23 protein-coding genes are annotated in these 20,589 nt (G+C 66.4%); 4 read left to right on the top strand and 19 right to left on the bottom strand.

Annotated elements, in window-relative coordinates; genetic code table 11:
* Positions 1-100 precede the first annotated feature (100 nt).
* From U1707_RS05410 to U1707_RS05340, 15 genes are all read right to left on the bottom strand, one after another.
* Positions 101-1,201, bottom strand: a complete 1,101-nt coding sequence (locus tag U1707_RS05410) for a glycosyltransferase family 2 protein (protein ID WP_443025656.1) — start codon at positions 1,199-1,201, stop codon at positions 101-103.
* 7 nt (positions 1,202-1,208) lie between these two features.
* Positions 1,209-2,255: a 3-isopropylmalate dehydrogenase gene (leuB, locus tag U1707_RS05405; protein ID WP_332799769.1), complete on the bottom strand. Its 1,047-nt coding sequence runs from the start codon at positions 2,253-2,255 to the stop codon at positions 1,209-1,211.
* Positions 2,256-2,295: 40 nt separating this feature from the next.
* Positions 2,296-3,027 carry a DNA repair protein RecO gene (recO, locus tag U1707_RS05400; RefSeq protein ID WP_332799089.1) on the bottom strand — a complete coding sequence of 244 codons (732 nt, stop codon included), beginning with the start codon at positions 3,025-3,027 and terminating at the stop codon, positions 2,296-2,298.
* 267 nt (positions 3,028-3,294) lie between these two features.
* Entirely contained in the window at positions 3,295-4,200 is a 906-nt protein-coding gene (locus U1707_RS05395) for a GNAT family N-acetyltransferase (RefSeq protein WP_332799088.1), read from the bottom strand.
* Positions 4,197-5,195 (bottom strand): polysaccharide deacetylase family protein, encoded by a 999-nt coding sequence (locus U1707_RS05390; RefSeq protein WP_332799087.1) that lies wholly within the window; start codon positions 5,193-5,195, stop codon positions 4,197-4,199. The genes U1707_RS05395 and U1707_RS05390 overlap by 4 nt, the downstream gene beginning before the upstream one ends.
* A gap of 74 nt (positions 5,196-5,269) precedes the next feature.
* Positions 5,270-7,195, bottom strand: a complete 1,926-nt coding sequence (uvrC, locus tag U1707_RS05385) for an excinuclease ABC subunit UvrC (RefSeq protein ID WP_332799086.1) — start codon at positions 7,193-7,195, stop codon at positions 5,270-5,272.
* Between the two features lie 309 nt (positions 7,196-7,504).
* A complete protein-coding gene (locus U1707_RS05380; protein WP_093399741.1) occupies positions 7,505-7,825 on the bottom strand; it encodes a DMT family transporter in 321 nt (106 codons plus the stop codon).
* Between the two features lie 202 nt (positions 7,826-8,027).
* The gene (locus U1707_RS05375; RefSeq protein WP_332799085.1) at positions 8,028-8,645 is read right to left on the bottom strand and encodes a F0F1 ATP synthase subunit B family protein; all 618 of its coding nucleotides are present in this window, start codon (positions 8,643-8,645) and stop codon (positions 8,028-8,030) included.
* Positions 8,638-9,132: a F0F1 ATP synthase subunit B family protein gene (locus U1707_RS05370; protein WP_332799084.1), complete on the bottom strand. Its 495-nt coding sequence runs from the start codon at positions 9,130-9,132 to the stop codon at positions 8,638-8,640. Before U1707_RS05370 ends, U1707_RS05375 begins: the two co-directional genes overlap by 8 nt.
* Positions 9,133-9,189: 57 nt before the next feature.
* On the bottom strand, positions 9,190-9,417 hold the full coding sequence (locus U1707_RS05365) for a F0F1 ATP synthase subunit C (RefSeq protein ID WP_055873230.1): 228 nt from the start codon (positions 9,415-9,417) through the stop codon (positions 9,190-9,192).
* A 39-nt stretch (positions 9,418-9,456) separates the two neighbouring features.
* Positions 9,457-10,215 carry a F0F1 ATP synthase subunit A gene (locus tag U1707_RS05360; protein WP_060527334.1) on the bottom strand — a complete coding sequence of 253 codons (759 nt, stop codon included), beginning with the start codon at positions 10,213-10,215 and terminating at the stop codon, positions 9,457-9,459.
* Positions 10,216-10,285: 70 nt separating this feature from the next.
* Positions 10,286-10,606: an AtpZ/AtpI family protein gene (locus tag U1707_RS05355; protein ID WP_332799083.1), complete on the bottom strand. Its 321-nt coding sequence runs from the start codon at positions 10,604-10,606 to the stop codon at positions 10,286-10,288.
* A gap of 277 nt (positions 10,607-10,883) precedes the next feature.
* On the bottom strand, positions 10,884-11,264 hold the full coding sequence (locus U1707_RS05350; protein ID WP_056065119.1) for a YdbL family probable chaperone protein: 381 nt from the start codon (positions 11,262-11,264) through the stop codon (positions 10,884-10,886).
* A 1-nt stretch (position 11,265) separates the two neighbouring features.
* Complete coding sequence (locus U1707_RS05345) at positions 11,266-11,442, bottom strand: YnbE family lipoprotein (protein ID WP_443025676.1); 177 nt, start codon at positions 11,440-11,442, stop codon at positions 11,266-11,268.
* Between the two features lie 47 nt (positions 11,443-11,489).
* Positions 11,490-14,735, bottom strand: a complete 3,246-nt coding sequence (locus tag U1707_RS05340; RefSeq protein WP_332799081.1) for an intermembrane phospholipid transport YdbH family protein — start codon at positions 14,733-14,735, stop codon at positions 11,490-11,492.
* Positions 14,736-14,767: 32 nt separating this feature from the next.
* On the opposite strand from U1707_RS05340, the gene radC reads away from it, so the two are divergent.
* Both radC and U1707_RS05330 read left to right on the top strand, forming a co-directional pair.
* The gene (gene radC, locus U1707_RS05335; RefSeq protein WP_332799080.1) at positions 14,768-15,460 is read left to right on the top strand and encodes a RadC family protein; all 693 of its coding nucleotides are present in this window, start codon (positions 14,768-14,770) and stop codon (positions 15,458-15,460) included.
* 82 nt (positions 15,461-15,542) lie between these two features.
* Positions 15,543-15,755, top strand: coding sequence for a hypothetical protein (locus U1707_RS05330; protein ID WP_332799079.1), 213 nt, complete (start codon positions 15,543-15,545; stop codon positions 15,753-15,755).
* Between the two features lie 76 nt (positions 15,756-15,831).
* Here U1707_RS05330 and U1707_RS05325 read toward each other — a convergent pair whose 3' ends face one another.
* Positions 15,832-16,281, bottom strand: a complete 450-nt coding sequence (locus U1707_RS05325; protein WP_332799078.1) for an EF-hand domain-containing protein — start codon at positions 16,279-16,281, stop codon at positions 15,832-15,834.
* Positions 16,282-16,530: 249 nt separating this feature from the next.
* Here U1707_RS05325 and purB point away from each other — a divergent pair, with 249 nt between their 5' ends.
* Both purB and U1707_RS05315 read left to right on the top strand, forming a co-directional pair.
* On the top strand, positions 16,531-17,829 hold the full coding sequence (gene purB, locus U1707_RS05320; RefSeq protein ID WP_332799077.1) for an adenylosuccinate lyase: 1,299 nt from the start codon (positions 16,531-16,533) through the stop codon (positions 17,827-17,829).
* Between the two features lie 96 nt (positions 17,830-17,925).
* Positions 17,926-18,183, top strand: coding sequence for a hypothetical protein (locus U1707_RS05315; protein ID WP_332799076.1), 258 nt, complete (start codon positions 17,926-17,928; stop codon positions 18,181-18,183).
* 68 nt (positions 18,184-18,251) lie between these two features.
* Here the strand turns inward: U1707_RS05315 and U1707_RS05310 are convergent, their stop codons facing one another.
* From U1707_RS05310 to dnaJ, 3 genes are all read right to left on the bottom strand, one after another.
* Positions 18,252-18,704: a TM2 domain-containing protein gene (locus U1707_RS05310; protein ID WP_332799075.1), complete on the bottom strand. Its 453-nt coding sequence runs from the start codon at positions 18,702-18,704 to the stop codon at positions 18,252-18,254.
* Positions 18,705-18,779: 75 nt separating this feature from the next.
* Positions 18,780-19,250 (bottom strand): hypothetical protein, encoded by a 471-nt coding sequence (locus U1707_RS05305; protein WP_332799074.1) that lies wholly within the window; start codon positions 19,248-19,250, stop codon positions 18,780-18,782.
* A gap of 33 nt (positions 19,251-19,283) precedes the next feature.
* Entirely contained in the window at positions 19,284-20,417 is a 1,134-nt protein-coding gene (gene dnaJ, locus U1707_RS05300; protein ID WP_332799073.1) for a molecular chaperone DnaJ, read from the bottom strand.
* Positions 20,418-20,589: the final 172 nt, after the last annotated feature.

Here is a 20,589-nt window from a genome sequence, read left to right as displayed (position 1 = left end):
GGGTTGGGGGTGGGTCGGGTTCCGGATCGTGGAACGGTAGCGACAAAAGCTGGCCTACCCACCCCCAGCCCCTCCGTTCCAGGGAGGGGAGCAGGGCGACTTAATACCGCCCCCAGGTGAATCTCGACGAGAGCGCGTAGTTCCAGACCGCGCCGACCAGCACGCCGACCAGCGCCGATACCGCCCAAGTCCCGTCCCGCGTCTCGTACAGGAACGCGGCTATGCCGACGTTGGCGACCGCCCCGACTGCACAGATCACCGCGAACGACACCCAGCCATCGACCAGTTGCCGCCACCCCTTGAGACGCCGGTCGCGATAGGTCAGCGCGTTGTTGAGGAAGAAGTTGAAAGTGAGCGCGGCAAGCGTCGCCCCGATCTCGCCGATCACGAAATTCGTGCCAAGCCCGACGAACAGCGCGGTCAGCACCGCCATGTGGATGCCGACGCCGAACACGCCAATCGCCGAGAACATCGCGAACCGTACGGGAACGACCCGACCGAACATCCGGTCGTAGATCGCGATCAGATATTCCATCGCCACGACGTGATCGAGCTTGCTCTCGCCCTCGGTGCGGCAGCGGAAGATGTAGGGGATTTCGACGAAGCGTAGCGGCGTCGGCGAGGCGGTGAGCAGGTCGAGCAGGATCTTAAACCCGATCGCCGACAGCGACGGCGCGAGGCGGCGGACGATGTCGGTGCGGATCATGAAAAAGCCGCTCATCGGATCGTTGAGGTCGCACTTCAGCACCCGGCGCGACATCCTCGTGGCGAGCGCCGACTTGGCGACGCGGTCACTGTCCCACTCTCCGGTGCAACCGCCGCTGACGAAGCGCGATCCGATCACCACGTCGGCCTCCTCGTCATCGAGCAGGTCCAGCATCGCCGGCAGCAGCGTCTCGTCATGCTGTAGATCGCCGTCGATTACGGCAACGACCGGCGCGGCGGTAGCGCACATCCCCTCGATGCACGCCGACGACAGCCCGCGCCGGCCGATCCGCTGGATCACGCGGACGCGCTTGTCGAGCCGGGCGATCGCGCGCGCGGCATCCGCCGTGCCGTCGGGGCTGTCGTCGTCGACGAAGATCGCTTCCCAGTTGCGCCCGGCCAGCGCCTGGTCGAGCTTGGCGATCAACGTCGGGACGTTGGCCTTCTCGTTGAACGTCGGGATGACGACCGCGAGTTCGAGCAGGTCGTCGATCATTGACGGGTCAGCCGAGTTCGGCGAGCACGGCGTCACCCATCGCACCGGTCGACAGCGTGCCGCCGAGGTCCGGGGTACGCGCGCCCTTCAGGATCGCAGCCGCCACCGCCGCCTCGATCCGGTCGGCCGCGTCCGGCAAACCCAGCGAATGACGCAGCATCATCGCCGCGGACAGGATCGCGGCGCACGGATTGGCCTTGCCCTGGCCGGCAATGTCGGGCGCGCTGCCGTGGATCGGCTCGTACATGCCGCGGCCGGTGCCATCCAGCGCGGCCGACGGGAGCATGCCGATCGAGCCCGCGCACATCGAGGCCTGATCCGACAGGATGTCGCCGAACAGGTTGCCGGTGACGATCACGTCGAACTGGCCGGGGTTGCGCACCAGCTGCATCGCCGCGTTGTCGACATACATGTGGCTGAGTGCGACGTCGGGATAGTCGGCCGACACCTCGATCACGACGTCGCGCCAGAGCTGCGAGGTCTCCAGGACGTTGGCCTTGTCGACCGACAGCATCTTGCCCTTGCGGGTGCGCGCGGTCTCGAAGCCGACGCGCGCGATGCGGGCGATCTCGGCCTCGTCGTAGCGCATCTCGTCATGGCCCTCGCGCAGCCCCTCAGGCGTCGTGCGGATGCCCTTCGCGCCGAAATACACGTCGCCGGTCAGTTCGCGGACGATGACCATGTCGATCGCACGCGCAATCTCGGGACGCAGCGCCGACGCGTCTTCCAGGCCGGCGAACAGCTTGGCGGGGCGAAGGTTCGCGAACAGGCCGAGCGCCTTGCGCAGGCCCAGGATCGCCTGCTCCGGCCGGAACTGGCGTTCGAGCGCGTCGCAGGACGGATCGCCGACCGCGCCGAACAGGACGGCATCCGTGCGGCGGGCGAGGGCGAGCGTCTCGGGAGGGAGCGGATGGCCGACGGCGCGGTACGCGACACCGCCCACCAGACCCTCTTCATAGGTCAGGTCCAGGCCGAGCGTATCGAGCACGCGGCGCGCTTGCGCTGTGACTTCGGGTCCGATGCCGTCGCCGGCCAGTATCGCGATCAAGGGCATGTGCGTTCCTCCTGCGCGGCCCTTGCCGGGCGGTGCGCGCTCACGCAACCGCCCTTTTAAGCCGATCGACCAGCCGGTCGCGCGCCGCCAACGGGTCGGCGCGACGATCGACGAGGATGTCGCGCGCAAGGAAATGTCCGGTCAATTGCAGGCCGTCGAAGATGTCGGACCAGTCCGCCTCGCCGCCGGCCTTGAGGAAGGGCGGCAATCTAAGCAGCTTGGCCTCATAGCCGAACGCGGCCCCGCGCGAGACCGCCGCGCCGCTTTTAGGCGACACGAAGCCGAGATCGTCTTCGGTGCCGCTGGCAACGCAGCGATCCAGGTCGAGGCCGAAACCGAGTTCGGCAAGCACCAGCAATTCATACCGCACCAGGGCCGCAGCCCAGCCACGCGCCGATGGCGCCGCCTCGATCGCGCCGAGCACGCCCTCCAGCGCATCGTGGATATGTGGATAGGGCTGCGCTTCGGGCAGCGCCGCGGCGGTCAGCGCAGTGGCCCATTCGAGCGCGCCCGCGGCCAGCGGTTCGCCGTGCATCTGCGCGCGGCTATGGATCAGCTCGGCGGTCAGCGAGGCGAGTTGCTCACCAGTCCGCGCGCGCCATTCGCCCTGGATGACGTTCGCCTGGAGCAGCACCGGCCGCATCGCGCGCGAGCGGCCGCCGCGGACGTAACCGGGCTGGATACCGTCATTACGGGTCAGCGCTCGCACGATCGCGCCATGCTCGCCATGCTGGCGGACGGCGACGACGATGGCGGCTGTGCGGAGGTGCATGGGATGCTCTTAGCCCGCTCCCGTCGGGAGAGGGAGGGGTGGGCAGCAACGGGGGAGGGATCAGGCTTTCGAAAGCGCGTGCCCTCACTCTTCCGGCGTAAACGCGCCTCCCCTCTCTCCCCGAAGGGAGAGGGGGTGAAGGGCCTTCTGCCCCCCTCCCTGGAAGGGAGGGGTCGGGGGTGGGTCGGCCGGCTTCAGCCACCCAGCGTCAGAATGTGCGGAAGCCGACCCACCCCCCAGCCCCTCCCTTCCAGGGAGGGGAGAAGATCAGCGCCGGACCTTTTTCGCCAGCCTGGCCAGCACCGGATGCATCGCGGCGCGCTTGGCCATCGCCATCGCCCCATCGAACCCCCGCAACGCCCCCACCACGCCATGATTCACCACTGTCGCCCGCAGCAGCAGAACATCGGCGCACGCCGTCCCCCCGGTCGAGAATTGCCGCTTGTGCTGCCCCTCCCCTTCGGTGAAATCGAACCGCGCAAATCGCCCCTCGACGAACAACTCGTGCATCGCCTCGACCTGGAGCACGGCACCGGGAGACAGATCGTTATGCGCCGGGTCATGCCCGACATAGGTATAGCACAGCGAGTCCCCGTCGGCCGTACAGCACAAATACGCGACCGGCGTGCCATCCAGGAACAATAGCCACGCACGCAAACGGTCCTGCGCCGCTAGCGATGCGAGATGTCGAACCGAGCTCGCATCGTCGGGCAGGCCCGACCCGAGCAGCTTCTCCTGATACGTCGTCCTGGACACCGCGCGGGCGAGCGGATGAAAGTCCGCGAACGCCTCTGCATCGTGATACGGCCGGATGTCGAGCAGCCCGCCATTCGCGGCGGCGAGCTTCTTGGCCTTGCGCTTCATGCCCGACCGGGCGCTGGCGGACAGACTTGCCATCCAGGCATCAACGCCGGCGTGCAGATCGACATGATAGCGCAGGTAGCGCTGACGAACGAATCGTAGCAGGCCGCCACTCTCGATTTCGGCCAGCGCGACGTCCGGCACCGACGTCAGCAGATATCCGTCGGCCCCGGTCGGCAGCGGGGGTATCGGCAGGGGTTTGGCAGCCAGCGCATCGGCAAGCGAGTAGGAGACCCGGACCAGCTGTCGCGGAATCGTCGCCAGCGTCCGCGCACCGACCTGGAACTTCAACGCGATATGCTGCGTCGTCATCGCCGCCGCGTCGATCCGGGACGCTCTTCGACCCAGTTCGACCAGAGCTGCTCCGCCTGGCGCCAGCGCGTGCGAAGCGCATCGGGACCCAGCGGTACGTCGGCACGACCGAGCGCCAGCGTCGGGCGGTCGGCGAAATGCACCGTCGGCAACACCTCGCGCATCTCCGACAGCATGCCGCACAGCGCCCGGAAACGGCGGACATGGACCGCGTTCGGCCTGGTGCCGCGACGGTTGGCAAGCTCGAAGCCGTGGCTGACGATCGTCACCGCCGAATGTCCCGATACCGCTGCGTGCTCCAACGCGTCGTAACTCTCGCCCGCCGACAGCGCGCACAGCTGGAACGTGCGGACCCTGCCGCGGACGTCCTCGATAACCGTTACGGGAACTTCGACTATGCAGCGTTCGCTGCCGGCGGCGTCGTCGACGCACCAGGCGACGGGCGCGATCTGTTGGGCCGCCAGGGAAATGCGGCTGATCTTCGGCGCTTCCGATCCGTTGTGGCTGCTGTCGTAGCTGAAGCCGAGCAGGGCCAGGGCGGTCAGCGTATCGTCGTTCGCGGCATAGCTTCCGGCGCGAAAGGCGATCGGCTTGGGTGCGCCACCTTCGATCAGCAGATCGGTCGCCCGACCGAGAATGTCGAGTTGTTCGGCAAGGCTGTACTCGAACAGTTCGAAGCGGGCATGCGCGGCCCCGCGATCCCCGGCTCTGGCGTCGGTCCAGTTGGGGTGGATGTGAAGCTGGACCTCCTGCCCCGCCTCGAGAATCGTCTCGATCATGCGCCGTACAGGGGCCATGCCGAAGGTGATCGCGGGCATCGGATCGACGAAGAAACACGCTTTCAGATCGTGCCGTGCCAACTCGGCGAGCTGATAACCAATCCCGACCCCCGCCGGTTCGAGCGACTTCGCATAGATCGCCTCGCAGTCGAGACCCGCCGCGTGATGCCGCCAGGCGAACTCGGTATCGACGGTAAGGAATACGGATGTCGTCACCGCACCGGCCAATATCGAATCGTGATGAATATTAGGTTAGCTCGCTCTAACCCCGCCCGGAACGGCGCATGACGTCAGCGCGAGTGATAAAAGTCATAGACCTGTTGCGCGACCCCAGCCGATACGCCGGGCGCCTGTTGCAGATCCTGGAGACTCGCGTTGCGCACCGCACGGCCGGTGCCGAAGTGCATCAGCAGCGCCTTCTTCCGTGCGGGGCCGATGCCGGGGACCTCGTCGAGCGGGCTGGCGCCGATCGCCTTGCTGCGCTTGTCGCGGTGGACGCCGATCGCGAACCGGTGGACCTCGTCGCGCAGCCGCTGGAGGTAGAACAGCACCGGCGCGTTGACGGGCAGCTGGAACTCGCGACCGTCGAGCATGTGGAACACCTCGCGACCATCGCGGCCATGCTCGGGCCCCTTGGCGATCCCGACCAGGCACACGTCCTCGACGCCGATCTCCTCGAGCGCGGCCTTCACCGTGTTGAGCTGCCCCTTGCCGCCATCGATCAGCACCAGATCCGGCCAGTCCCCCGAATCGCGATCGGGATCCTCGGCCTGCGCACGCGAGAACCGCCGGGTGAAGACCTCGCGCATCATCGCGAAATCGTCGCCCGGCGCGGTATCCTTGTTCTTGATGTTGAACTTTCGATACTGGCCCTTGCGGAAGCCCTCGGGGCCAGCAACGACCATCGCGCCGGTCGCGGCGGTGCCCTGGATGTGGCTGTTGTCGTAGATCTCGATGCGCTGCGGCGGCTCGGCGAGGTCGAACAGGTCGGCGACTTCGCGCAGGAGTTTCGCCTGCGTGGTCGATTCGGCCTGGCGGCGTTCGATCGCCTCGATCGCGTTGCGCTTGGCCTGGTCCATCAGGCGGCGGCGATCGCCACGTTGCGGGACCTGTAGCGCGATCTTGTAGCCGGCGCGTTCGCCTAGTGCTTCGGCAAGCAGCGCGCCTTCCGTAAGTTCGCGGTCGAGCAGGATCTGCTTGGGCGGCGGGACTTCCTCGTAGAACTGGCCGAGGAAGCTGGTCAGCACCTCGTCCTCGGGAACGTCGTTGGTATGTTGCGGGAAGAAGCTGCGATGACCCCAGTTCTGGCCGCCGCGGATGAAGAACGCCTGGATGCCGATCAGGCCGTCCTTGCACGCCATCGCGAAGATGTCGGCGTCGCCGACGCCCTCCGCGTTGATCGCCTGCGTACCCTGGATAAACGTGAGCGCACGAAGACGGTCGCGGAGCAGCGCCGCGAGTTCGAAGTCCATATTCTCGGCGGCGGCCTGCATCTGCGCGCCGAGCTTGGCCTGCACACCGGTCGACTTGCCACCAAGGAACGCCTTCGCGTCCTCGACCAGCTCCTTGTACGCAGCCTCGTCGATCCGGCCGACGCACGGCGCCGAGCAGCGCTTGATCTGGTAGAGCAGGCAGGGCCGGTCCCGGGTCTTGAAGAAGCTGTCGGTGCAACTGCGCAGGAGGAACAGCTTCTGGAGCGCGTTGAGCGTGTTGTTGACCGACCCGGCACTCGCGAACGGCCCGTAGTAATTGCCCTTTGCCCGGCGCGCGCCGCGGTGTTTCTGGACACGCGGGAAGGCGTGGTCGTCGCGCAGGAGGATGAACGGGAAGCTCTTATCGTCGCGCAGCAGCACGTTGTAGGCGGGGCGATAACGCTTGATCAGCTGCGATTCGAGCAGCAGCGCCTCGGCTTCGTTGTTGGTCGTGACGATCGTCATCGACCGGGTCTGCGACACCATCCGCTGGAGGCGTTTCGTCAGCCGCTCGACCTGGACGTAGTTGGCGACACGGTTCCGCAGCGCGCGCGCCTTGCCGACGTAGAGGACATCACCGCGCGCGTCCTGCATGCGGTAGACGCCGGGACGGATCGGCAGCGTCTCGAGCACGTTACGGATCGCCGCCACGCCGGCCGCGAGATCGGGCACCTCGCCGCCACCGCGGACGGCGAAGGTGGATTTGTCTTCGTTGAACCGGTCGGGGGAATTGGGGGAGGACATCGCTGCGGAATCTAGGGAGTGCGAGGGGGTTATGCCAGCGGAAGGCAGTGATGTTCACGCGAAGGCGCTAAGGCGCGAAGAGAAGGGGTAGTTTGGTTCACGCGGAGACGCGGAGCCGCGGAGAGAAGTTTAGATCGACAACCTTCGCTCAAAACCGCCGGAGGCTTATATCCGCTTGCGGTTGGTCGGGGCATTAGCCCGAAACACAACACCTCCGCGTCTCCGCGCCTCCGCGTGAACCATACTTCTCTTCGCGCCTTTGCGCCTTCGCGTGAATCACCCTTCTCAATGCCCTGCGGGCGAAGAGTGTCAGGCTTGGGCGAAGACCTTGGTGCCGACGATGCCGACCACGGTCAGTGCCATGAAGCAGGCCTGGATGCCGCTAACCTTGTCGCCGAACAGGATGACGCCGCCGATGATGACACCGATCGCCCCCGCGCCGGTCCAGATCGCGTAGGCGGTGCCGGCGGGGAGGCCGCGCATCGCGAGCGCGAGCAGGCCCATGTTGACGAAGCTGAGGACGATCGGGACGCTGGAGGCCTGCCACGTGGCGATCGTAGCCGCCCATTTTAGGCTGAGCGCCCAGCAGATTTCGGTGACGACAGCGACCGCGAGGATGAGCCAGGACATAGTTGTTCTCCAACGGGCTCAGATTGGAGACTCGGCCGCCGGAAACCCGGGAAGAGACGGCCGTCTGTGAGAAACGAAAAATCGCCATGCGAACTACCGTTCCCCCGCGGAGGCGGGGGTCCAGGGTTGCAGGCGCTGTCCTATGAGATCCTGGACCCCCGCCTTCGCGGGGGAACGACAGCGCCTGTCGCGCTGCCTCCGATTAGTTCAGGCGGCCTAGACCCAAGATCGAGCGGTCGACCATCGCGCGGTCGGCGGCGGCGTCGTGGTGCTCGGCGATCAGGATACCGGCAGCCTTGGCCGCAGCATCGGCCGCCCGCGCGCGGACTTCGGCAATCGCGGCGCGTTCGGCGGCGGCGATCTTGTCCTCGGCCATCTTCGCGCGACGGGCCATCAGGTCCTCGGCGCCAGCCTTCGCCTTGGCGATGATCGCCGCGGCTTCATGATGCGCATGGGCCTTCATCGCTTCGGCCTCGACATGCGCCGTCTTGGCCTTCGCCTCGTACTCGGTGCGGATCGCCTCGGCTTCGGCACGGAGCGCCTTGGCTTCGTCGAGCTGCGTGCGGATGCCGGCGATGCGCGCGTCGAGCATCTTGCCGATCATCCCTGGAACCTTCTTCCAGATCATCAGCAGGATCACGACGATCATCGCCACCGCGACCCAGCCGGTCGAGGTCAAGCCGAGCGCGGTCGGATCGGCGACGTGCTCGACGCCGCCGGGCGCGGTCGTGTGACCCTGAATGCCCTGGTTGTCGATCACACCTTCGGGCGCCATGCCCTCTTCGTGGATGACCTTTGCGGCCGAATCTGGATTAGCCATGCGCCGTCGTCCTGCGTACCGCGTCGCTCGCCGCGTCCAGGCTGACCTGGAGCCCGGCGACCTTGGCGGCCAATTGCTGTGCTGCCTCGGCAGCGACACCCTGAAGGTTCGCGAGTGCCTCGGCCTTAGCGTTCGCGACCGCCAGGTCGTGATGACCCAGACGCTCGGCGAGTTCGACGTCGGCCGCATGGACCTGCTGCTCGAACGCCGTCGCCGCACGCTTCGCAGCGGCCGCGGTCTCGGCCTGTGCCGCGGTACGCGCCGCGTCCATTTCGGCCTGCCAGTTCGCCTGGACCGTATCGGCCTGCGCACGGGCAGCGACTGCCGCCGCCAGATCGCCGGCGATCTTGCCTTCGCGCGAGTCCACGTGGGACACGATCTTCGGCACCATTCCCTTGCCGATCCCGAAATACAGGATGCCGAAGGTGAGGAGCAGCCAGAAGATCTGCGAGGCGTAGGTAGCGGCTATCTGGGCAATCTGGGGCATTGGTCTGTCCTGCGTTAATCCGGCCGGGCGCGGTTGCCCGGCCAAATCACCGAGTGGTTAGGCGACGAACACCAGGATGATCATGGTGACGAAGGCGAGCAGACCGAGAAGCTCGGCTGCTGCGAAACCGATGAACAGACGGCCCTGCTGGCTGTCGGCTGCGCCCGGGTTGCGGAGGGCGCCGGCGAGGAACTGGGCGAACACGTTGCCCACGCCGAGGGCTGCGAGGCCCATGCCGATCGCTGCGAGGCCGGCACCGATCATCTTTGCTGCTTGTGCGTCCATGGTAAATTCCCTTTGAAAATCAGTTAGGTAATGGAAAACTTAGTGAAGATTGACGGCGTCGTTCAGATAGACCGACGTCAGCAACGCGAAAACATAGGCCTGGATCGCGGCGACCAGCAGCTCGAGCAGCGTGATGCCGATCATCAGCAACATGCTCGGCGCGGTCACCAGGCCGATATACATCCCGCCGAGGTTCAGACCGTTGATCACGAACGCGGCCAGCACCTTGAGCAGGATATGCCCCGCGGTCATCGCCACGAACAGTCGCAGACCGAGCGAGAACGGACGCACCAGGAACGACATCAGCTCGACCACGAAGATCAGCGGGATCATCAGTGCGGGCGTGCCGCTCGGCACGAACAGCGAGAAGAAGTGGAAGCCGTGCTTGCCGAAGCCGACGAGCAGCACGATCGCGAAGCTGATCAGCGCCAGCACGCCGGTGACGGTCATGTGGCTGGTCACGGTGAACGGATGCACGCCGGGGACGATGCCGAACGGGAGCAAGCCGATGATGTTCGCGAACAGGATGAACATGAACAGCGAGAAGACATAGGGCACGAAGCGCTTGCCGCCGGGGCCGACATTCTGCTCGAGCATGCCCGAGATGAAGCCGGTGAAGCCCTCGACCGCCATCTGCCAGCGACCGGGCACGAGCTCGCGCTTCATCCCGCCGATCATGAACGCCCAAAGCGCGACCAGCGTCACCACCATCCACAATGCGGAGTTGGTGAACGACAGGTCATAGCCACCTACGATCCAGTGCGAGCCGAACGCCGGCTCGATCAGGAACTGGTGCATCGGATCGATCTTGCCGCCCTGTTCTGCCGCCACGTGGAATCCCTGCCGTCTTGATACGACAAACGCCCGGTTACTCCGGGCGTTCGCCTGAAATTCGAATGATCTGCCTGAACGCGACCGCTATCCCGAGGAACAGCAGCACGATCAGTCCCCAAGGGCCAGTGCCGAACCAATGGTCTATCAACCACCCGATCAACGCACTGCCGACGAGACTCCCGATCAGAGCGGAAATGACGCGATTGCCTTGCGAGTAGCCCCGCTCGGCGTCCGCCCCCTTCTGCCCCTTTGCGAGCGTTTCCCGAGCCTTGACCTCTCTCAATCGCTCATCGAGCGCGGAAAGTCGCGGATCGTCAACACCCTGGGGGTCCTGTCCGGGTTCGATCTCCGCCACGCACGTTCCTCCACCTGATAGCGCATCGGGGAGGAAGCAAGCAGCGACGAACGATCCCGCCAAGGCGCGGTCCGTTTAGAAAAGGGGGGGGTGCAAGTCAACCGGTGTGACACGGGCGTCATTAATGGGGGCGGATGGGATTGGGCCAACCCTACTTCTTCCCCCCTCCCTAGAAGGGAGGGGCCGGGGGTGGGTCGGCCGGTTGGCTGGCCTCACGGTCCCCAAGCAGCCTACCCACCCCCAACCCCTCCCTTGTCAGGGAGGGGAGCACGTTAGCTTAAACGCAGCGCGAATCGCGTTCGGGCGCGCCGGCGGTGCGGGTCTTCCACACGCCGTTCGGGGTTTTGTACTTCTCGCCGGGGTTGGTCTGCAGGATCAGGTTGCAGCCGCTGGTGAACGCGAGCTGCTCGACCGTCGCGCCGCTCGCCTGCGCCTTTTGCGTATAGGCCGACTTGCGCTGGATATTGATGTTGTTGACCAGCGCGCGCAGATCGCCGCTCGCCGCGCCGACGAGGCCAAGATAGCCGTCGGGCTGCTCGCCGACCTCGCCACCCGCGCGCGCCGCGGCATAGGCCGGATCGCGCTGCGCGGTTGCCGCGACAGACAGGCCACCGAGAGCCGCCGCTGCGGCAACCATCATAAGGACCTTGGTCTTCATCTTAGAATATCCCCGGATTCTGCTGGATCAACGATTTCGCCTCGCCATCGAGACGATAGACCACTTCCTGCGTGACGTTGATGTTGAGGTTGATCTCGATCGGCTTGTCGGGCGCCGACACGTTGATGCAGCCCGGCAGGGCGGCCGTCAGCGCGACAATAGCGATCGTCCTCGTCATCCTATGCAAGATCGGCCTTTGCTCCAGCTTCTTCAATCCTGTTTCGGTCATGGCACGATCCTGCTTGCGGGAGGCTGAATAGTCGGGAGTGTAGGCGTTGGTTTGGACGGCGGTTCGGGCGGCGGCGGGGCGGCTTGCTGCTGGAGCAGAGCCGGCAGGTTGCGCTGAATCAGACGCTTCGGATCGTAGAAGCTCTGCGCCGAATCCAGCAGCCCGCGGAACGGCGCCTTGATGCGGATATTAAAGACGAACGGCAGCTTTTGCAGGCGACGGACAATGAAGTTCGACTTCGCGCCCTCGCCCTGGCTGATCCCGGCGAACCGCACGTCGGTGACCATCTCGCCCGCCAGCGGCCCGTTCAGCCCGACGCGCAAGGACTGATACCGCAGCGACTTCAGCGCGCCGAACGCGATGTTCGCCCAGACGCCGAGATCCTTCTGGCTGAGATCGCCGACATAGGCGAGCGTACCGCCACCCTTCCTGACTTGAAGATCGCCACCCTCGATCCGCCCGCCGGTCTGATCGAAGATCATCGGCAGCACGCCGTCGAAGATCCCAGTCGCATTGAGATTCTTGAAATCGAACTGCTGGAGGAACTGGTCGGCGGACATGTTGGCGACGTGGAAGGTCATCCGCCGCTCGGACTGCGCGGAGAAATCGAGCAGAGTCGGATCGAGCGTCAACGATCCGCCGGCGAACGGCCATGATCCGCCCTCGACCTGTACGCGCGCGCCGGGCAGCGTCTGATAGCGGATCGTGCCGTCGGTGACCGGGATACCGGGGTTGAGCGTGCGGATCGTCGCGACCTGCCCCGGTGCGCTCTGCAGATTGAGCAGGTCGGCGAAGCGGATTTCGGTGGCGATTCCCGTGACCGGGCCGAATGCTGCGGCCAGATCGGTGCCCGCGGTGCGGAACACGCCGGTGCTGGTCACGCCGGCGGGGGTCCAGGCGATATGCCCCTCGCCGCTGACCGATCCGTTGACGTCGGCGATCACGCCGAAGGTTAGCGGGGTCAGCGCGTCGGGTTGCAGATTGTCCTTGGCGAACGCGATCGCGGGAACGTCGAGGTCGGCCCTGCCCGCCCCGGCGCCCAGCGCATGGGTCAGCGTGACGTCGGCGACCTTGGTGTTGGTCGTCGGTTCGAACAGCGTACCCGCAGCGGTGATCCTGCCGTTGACCAGCGCGAGCGTCACGGTACGTGCAGCGAGCGGCTTGAACCGCGGCGTCGGGGCGGCATCGGACACGCCCATCGCGCCGGTAACGTTCAGCGCGCCGCCGACCAGCGTCCAGTCGCCCGCGGCCTCGCCGAGCAACAGCGGAACGTTGGCGATCTGGCCCGAGCCGCCGGTAAAGGTGCCGGCCAAGCCCCGCCCGGTCATGCGGCCAGCGACGGTGCCGAAATCGAGTCGCGTGACGCGTTCGGGTGCGCCGATGCGCGTCTGCACGCCATCGATCTGGAAGCCGCGATCCGCCAGCCGAAGCGACGACCCCGCGGTGACGAGCCGAATCGGCGTGGTGCCGAGCCGCCCTGTGAGGGTCGCCGCCGCGATCCTGGCACCACCGCCGAGCCGCGATCCGTCGGTGCGAAGCAGCGCCCCGTCGACCGGGCACAACGTCAGCCGTGCGGTATCCAGCACGAGCCCGGATACCGCGAGGCGCTGCACCGCCAGCGGCGTGCAACCGGTGTTGACGACCAGCCGCCCCCGCCCGTCCCACCACGCCGCGACCGGCATCAACAGCCCATCGACTCGGTTGCCGGCACCCCCAGCTCCGATCGGTCCCGCCAGCGTGACGCGCGTCGCGATCGAGGTCGCACCGCCCGGCGTCGCGCTGAAGGTGACGGGGGTCAGCGCCAGACGCGCACCGCCCGCGGCATAGGGCGCGATAGTAGCCACGCCGCGGATCGCTGCGCCCGGTTTCGCCTGCGCGAGCGACACGCGCGCCTCGGGCAATCCGCCGCCGCGCATCGCAAGGATGGTGTCGAGCCGAACGCCGCCATTCGGCCAGTCGAACGCGACGCCGCTCCCACCGCCGAGCGCCACGCGCGCCCCGCTTGCCGAAGCGAGCGCGAGGCGCGACAGTACGGCCTTGCCGCGCCCGCCATCGATCCGCAGGCGAAGGTCGGCGTCCGCGGCAAATCCGCGGCCGGCCTTCTGGACGGCCTGCGTCACCGCGCTTGCCAACGGCGCTACGGGCGTCCCCGCGGCCGCACCACCGATGCCCGCCAGCCCCGCGAGTCGCTTCCGAGCTACCGCCGCGCCGCTTGCTTGAACACGCCCGTCGAACGCGATCTGCTTGCCGATCCGGTAGGCGCCCGCGAGCGAAACCCGGCGCGCGCCGCCCTCGGTGGTGCGAACCGTGTCGGCGGCGATGTCCGCCTTGCCGCCGGTCGCCGCCGCGGTTCCGGTGAAGTCGATGGTGCCCCCGACACCGGCCAAAGTCGCGCCCGGCGTCCGTGCCGCGCCCGTCTTGAGCGTCGCCTTGCCCTGCCAGCGATCGAGCGCCGCGGAGAGGCCGACGTCCAGATCCGCCACGATCCGCTCCGCCTGCGTCGTGCCGCACGCAAGCCGCGACACGCGTACCGGTCCCGTCACCGTCGGTCTGGCCGCGTCGATCCGCAGTTTCACCGTCGCCGCGAGCCGGTCGATCACGCACCCGCCGATATCGAGCCGCTCACTGATCGCCGCCAGCGTCCCGCGAAACCCGTCGTCGAGCTTGCCCGATCCGGCCAGCTTCAGCCCGACGATCCCCTGCGCAGTCTCCAGCCGCATCCGCCCATCGGCGACCGACACATCGAGCGCGGGCAACGCGAACGGCTTGCCCGACGGGGCCGGCAGCAACCGGTCAATCGCGCCGAGCGATACCTTGCCGTCCACGAGCCGCCCGCGCAGCCGGACCCTGCCCGCGCGCACGCCCTCCAGATACGGTCCCGACAAGCCGACGCCGGTCCGCGTCTCGACCCAGTCGGCGACGAGATCGGGATGTGCCGGATCGCCGATCACGACGTTGGTGAGCCGCTGGCCGCCGAGCGCGAGGTTGGCGATGTCGTACCGCGCGGGCACGCCGGCCTTGGCGAGTTCGCGGTCGATGAACCCCTCGGCGATCGGTTTCCGCACCAGCCAGAGCATGATTAGCCCGGCGAGCAGAAGCAGCGCCACCGCCAGCGCAACGCGGCGGGCAGTCGCAGGACGGCGAGGGTGGGCCCCGGGGTCGGCCCCGCTCTCGCTCTGCTCCATCACCCACGCACTCCGCCACTCTCCGATCCCCTGCATAGGCGGGAGCGGGGGCGTCATGCAATTGTGCGTGGATGTGCTAGCCTATCGCTATGGCCGAACCGGACGACGCGATCGACGACCTGAAGGGCCACCGCGCGCGCCTTCGCAAACGCCTGTTCGATGGCGGCGGCGATGCGTTGCTCGACCACGAACTCATCGAGTACCTGCTCGCGATCGCCATACCCCGCGGCGATACGAAGGCGCTCGCCAAGGCCCTGATGCGCGAGTTCGGCGGGATCGGCGGGGTGCTCACCGCGGATGCCGAGGCGCTCGGGCGGGTGAAGGGCATGGGCGAAATCTCGACCGCCGCCATCAAGATCGCGCACGCCGCCGCGATCCGTCTGCTGCAATCGCGCGTAAGCGACCGGCCGGTGCTCGCAAACTGGCAGGCCTTGCTCGACTATCTCCGCGCGGACATGGCGCATCACGCGATCGAGCGGTTCCGCGTGCTGCACCTCAACACGAAGAACATGCTGATTCGCGACGAGGTGATGAGCAAGGGCTCGATCGACCAGGCCGCGGTGTATGTTCGCGAGGTGATCCGCCACGCGATCGACCTGGGCTCGGCATCGATCATCCTCGTCCACAACCACCCGAGCGGAGACCCCTCCCCCAGCCGTGCCGATATCGACATCACGCGGACTATCGCCGAGGCGGGTAAACGGCTTGGCATCACGGTCCACGACCATATCGTCATGGGTACCGGCGGCCATGCCAGCCTGCGTGCGCAAGGGTTGATCTAACGCAACCAGATTACCGCGTCAGTTCCTGCAAAGTACGAGACGTTTTCCGCGTATCTTCGTTGTGCCCGCAAAGGAATTGCATATGGACAACAAGCTACACGACGAACCCTCGGTCGTAACTGCGGAACATGGCCAGGTTCTGGTCGATGGGCCGGACGGTGTAGCGGTGTCGTTGACACCTGATGCCGCGGCGGAAACATCCGATCGGCTGCTTCATGCCGCCGCCGAAGCACAGGGTCAGATCTTGACGGAAGAGTTGGCCGAACGGGAGAAAGCGGCGCGGAGAGCGAGCTGATCTCTGCCACGCCGCCCCAAGGGGCCGGCGGATCGAGGCGTGTCGATAATAGACGCCGTCGACCCGCGGTCTTGGCTTAGCCTTGGGTCAGGAAGCTGGTGACTTCGGTCTTCGTCAGCGACTTGTTCTTGTCGGCATCCGCCTGTGCGAAGGCGGCAGAGACCCATTTCTTCGTCTCGGGGGCGTTCGGCTTCGTCGACGGATCCGTCTTCGTCTTCAGCGCCACCATCCAGCCGGAGAACTCGGTCGCGCTGAGCTTGCCGTCACCGTTTTTGTCATAGGTGGGAAATTCGGTGTCGACGACCTGCGCGACCTGACTACCCGTGGCCGGCTGCTCGCGCGCGGCGGACTGCATGGGCACGGGATCGGTCGGCGTGCCGGACTGAGGGGTCGACGCCGGGTCCGACTGCACCTGCGTGGTAATGGCGCCGCCAGACGGCGCAGTCTGCGAGGATGTCGCGGCCGTCTGCGCCAGCACCGGTGCAGCAATCAACGTCGCGCCGGCCAGCATAGCATATTTCAACATTGCGTCTCTCCGGTAGTGTTCTACGCATCTACTAAGCGGTTGCACGGTCGAGCCTGCAATGTACTCGGTGCCGTGGACCGCTCACTCACTATATACACGCCGGACTGCCGGATTTATATGCGGCGATGGGGTGTTTGAACCTTCCCCTGCGTCCTGCTACCGCGTTTCGACCTGCTAGAGCGGGGCCTCGAAACGGGGACCGCCACCGCAGCATCGCGTTCATATCCGTCAGCAGCCCCGAGGAAACCCATGGTCCCCCGCTATTCCCGCCCCGACATGGTCGCGATCTGGACGCCCGAAGCGCGCTTCAGGATCTGGTTCGAGATCGAGGCGCACGCCACCGACGCGCTCGCCGAGCTGGGCGTCGTGCCGAAGGAAGCCGCCGCCGCAATCTGGGAAAAGGGTGCGTTCGAGGTCGACCGGATCGACGAGATCGAGCGCGAGACCAAGCACGACGTCATCGCCTTCCTGACCAACGTCGCCGAGCATGTCGGGCCCGAGGCGCGCTTCATGCACCAGGGCATGACCTCGTCCGACGTGCTCGACACCTGCCTGGCGGTACAGCTGGCCAAGGCGAGCGACATCCTGATCGCCGATCTCGACGCGCTGCTGGTGGTGCTCGAACGCCGCGCGCGCGAACACAAGATGACGCCGACGATCGGCCGCAGCCACGGCATCCATGCCGAGCCGGTGACGTTCGGGCTGAAGCTCGCCCAGGCGCACGCCGAGTTCGCGCGCAACCGAGCTCGCCTGTTGGCGGCGCGCGAGGACGTCGCGACCTGTGCGATCTCGGGCGCGGTGGGGACGTTTGCGAACATCGATCCGTTCGTCGAGGAGTATGTCGCGGGCAAGCTGGGCCTGTCGGTCGAGCCGGTCTCGACGCAGGTGATCCCGCGCGATCGACACGCGATGTTCTTCGCGACGCTGGGCGTGATCGCCAGCTCGATCGAGCGGCTCGCGACCGAAGTGCGCCATCTGCAGCGCACCGAAGTGCTCGAGGCGGAAGAGTTCTTCTCGCCCGGCCAGAAGGGTTCGTCGGCGATGCCGCACAAGCGCAACCCGGTGCTGACCGAGAACCTGACAGGCCTCGCGCGGATGGTGCGCGGGTATGTGACGCCGGCGCTGGAGAACGTCGCGCTGTGGCATGAGCGCGACATCTCGCACTCGTCGGTCGAGCGCTATATCGGGCCGGACGCGACGATCACGCTCGATTTCGCGCTCGCGCGGCTTACGGGCGTGATGGACAAGCTGGTCGTGTACCCTGAGCGGATGTTGAAGAACCTCAACAAGATGGGCGGGCTCGTCCATTCGCAGCGCGTGCTGCTGGCGCTGACTCAGGCCGGCGTGAGCCGCGAAGACGCGTATCGGCTGGTGCAGCGCAACGCGATGAAGGTGTGGGATTCCGATGGCGCGCTGTCGCTGCTGGAGTTGCTGAAGGCTGATCCGGAAGTGACGCTCAGCGATGCCGAGCTGGAGGACAAGTTCGACCTCGGCTATCACCTGAAGCATGTCGACACGATCTTCGCCCGGGTCTTCGGGGCTGCTTAAACGCCGCTACGCTTACTCCCAATTCCTCCGTCACCCCGGGCTCGTCCGGGGTCCACCGTTCCGCAAACCTAAGCCGTCGAGTTTGCGGACCCGTGGATGCCGGAACAAGCCCGGCATGACGGAGTGGTGGGGGATGCGCACCCCGCGTACCGAACCGCCCAAAGTGCACGCAACGCAACTGCGATGCCGTGTTACAAAATTGCGACACCGCGCAACTATACCCATATCCCGCTTACCGGATATTGTTCCGGTATCGGAGATCCACCCATGCGCATGTTCGAAACCGTGACCAGCACCATGCTGGCGATCGCGGCTCAAGCGCTGGTGGTCGGGGTGGTCGTTTCCACCCTCTGATCCATCGGCCCGCCCGCCCCCTCCCGAGGGGGCGCGGCTAGGCCGACAGTTTCAAGACCCGCGTGCGGCTATCGCTTCCGAGGGTAGCGCGCGGCGAACTCTTCGTCGGACATCATCAGATAGCGGATCATGTCGATCAACGCCCAAGGCGCACTGATGACGATGCCGATCACCGTGATGGTGAGTACCAGCATGACGATCCCGGAGCCGATGCGGCCGAGGTAGAAGCGGTGGATACCAAGCGTGCCGATCACGAACGCCATGACGGCAGCGACGTATTTGTTGCGGTCGTTGGTCGGGAGGGCCTCGGGCGGGGCCGCACGACGCGGGCCGGGCGCGGTCGGCATCGGGAACACGCTGAGCGCACGATCGTTGGCGGCTTCGAAATCGACTTCCAAGCCGATCGCGGGTTCGCCGCGATGCGCCCAGTCTTCGCGGGCGAACCGGTAACGCTGTCCGTCGTGTCCTGTGACGAGCCCTTCGCCCGTGTGGGGATCGACGCCTAAAACCTGTCCGCGCATATCATTCCTCGGTGTTCGAGGTACATTCTGGCGGATAATGCGGGTGAGGCAAGCCTGAACTCGTGCCCCGGACGATCAGGCAGCGAGTGCGGTTTCACGCCAGTGTCTGTCGTCATCATTGTCGGCGACCATCGGCCGCGTCTTCCGTGAGCGAACGCCGCGCTGACGAGCTTTTGCGACCGAGGAGCCGGCAAATATCCCGAGACAGCGCGCCATGACGCTGCGGATGCGCAGACCAGAGACCGCCGCAGCCAGCGTCACGAGAACGTCGAGATATGCCGACACCTCGAGCGTAGCGATCCAGATCGCGACATCGGGTGCCGCCAAGGCGACCAACCGGATGCCGTCGCCTTCACCGACGAGTGTGACCATCGCCGCTGCCATCATCAGGAGAAACATCACGGCAGCGTCACCGCGGGAGAAGCGCGCCAGACGCGCTGCCGGCCGGTCGATCAGCACGCGCCGAATAGTCTTACCGATGGCGGTTTCGGGGGCGGCGACGAGGACCAGCCAACATGCGATCGCCGTGGAAAAACATGCCAGCATCGTGCCCCCCTACCGTTTAGTATCGAATCGACCTTACTCCCCGGCGAACACGCCCTTCAACTTGGCGAAGAAACCCTGGCTCGCCGGGCATTCGTCGCCCGTTTCCGTCTCGCGGAACATCTCGAGCAGTTCCTTCTGGCGATTGCTGAGACGCGTGGGGGTTTCGACGTCGATCTGGACGACGAGGTCGCCGTGGCCGCGGCCCTGGAGGACGGGCATGCCGGCACCGCGTTGGCGGAGCTGCTTGCCCGACTGGATGCCGGCGGGGATCTTCACCTCGTGGGTGCGACCGTCGAGGCCGGGGATCGAGAGAGATCCACCCAACGACGCAACCGTGAAGCTGATCGGCGCACGCGCGAACAGCGTCGTGCCTTCGCGTTCGAACAGAGTGTGCTTGGTCACGTGGAGGAAGATGTAGAGATCGCCGGACGGCGCGCCGCGGGCGCCCGCTTCGCCTTCGCCGGACATGCGGATACGCGTGCCTTCGTCGACACCGGGCGGGACGTTGATCGACAGCGTCTTGGTCTTCTCTACGCGACCTTCGCCCCGACAATCAGGGCATGGATCGGCGATGACTTGTCCGGCGCCGTTGCAGACCGGGCAGGCGCGCTCGACCACGAAGAAGCCCTGCTGCGCACGGACCTTGCCGTGGCCGCCGCAATGCTGGCAGGTTTTGGCGCGGGTGCCGGCCTTGGCGCCCGATCCGTCGCAGGTATCGCAAAGCGCCGAGACATCGATCGTGATCTCGGTCGCCTTGCCGTGGAAGGCCTCTTCCAGGCTGACTTCCATGTCGTAGCGCAGGTCCGCGCCGCGCCGTGCCGCCGAGCGGCCACCGCCACGCTGCGCGCCGCCCATGAACTCGCCGAAGACGCTCTCGAAGATGTCGCTGAAGCCGCCGAAATCCTGCGCGCCGCCACCGTGACCACCGCCGCCACCGTTCTGGAACGCGGCGTGGCCGAAGCGATCATAGGCCGCGCGCTTCTGCGGATCCTTGAGGCACTCGTACGCCTCGCTGACCGCCTTGAACTGCGCTTCGGAATCCTTGCAGCCGGCATTCTTGTCCGGGTGATACTTCATCGCGAGCTTGCGGTAGGACGACTTGATCGTCCCCGCATCCGCGGTCCGCTCGCATTCGAGCAGTTCGTAATAATCTGTCTGAGTACTCATACCGGCCCTCTTAAGCCCTCTCCCCTCCGGGGAGAGGGTTTGGGTGAGGGGCAGTTCCGGGCGGCAACGCTCGTGGCGGGGGGGGGCCCCCCCCCCCCCCCCCCCCCGGGGCGGGGGGGTGGGGGGGGCGGGCGGGGGGGGGGGGGGGGGGCCGGAGAGCCGGGCGGGCCCG

The sequence above is a fragment of the Sphingomonas sandaracina genome (assembly GCF_036663695.1).
Classification (GTDB): Bacteria; Pseudomonadota; Alphaproteobacteria; order Sphingomonadales; family Sphingomonadaceae; genus Sphingomonas.
The sequence above is the reverse complement of the archived record's forward strand: the minus strand, read 5'-3'. Positions and strand labels throughout refer to the sequence as shown.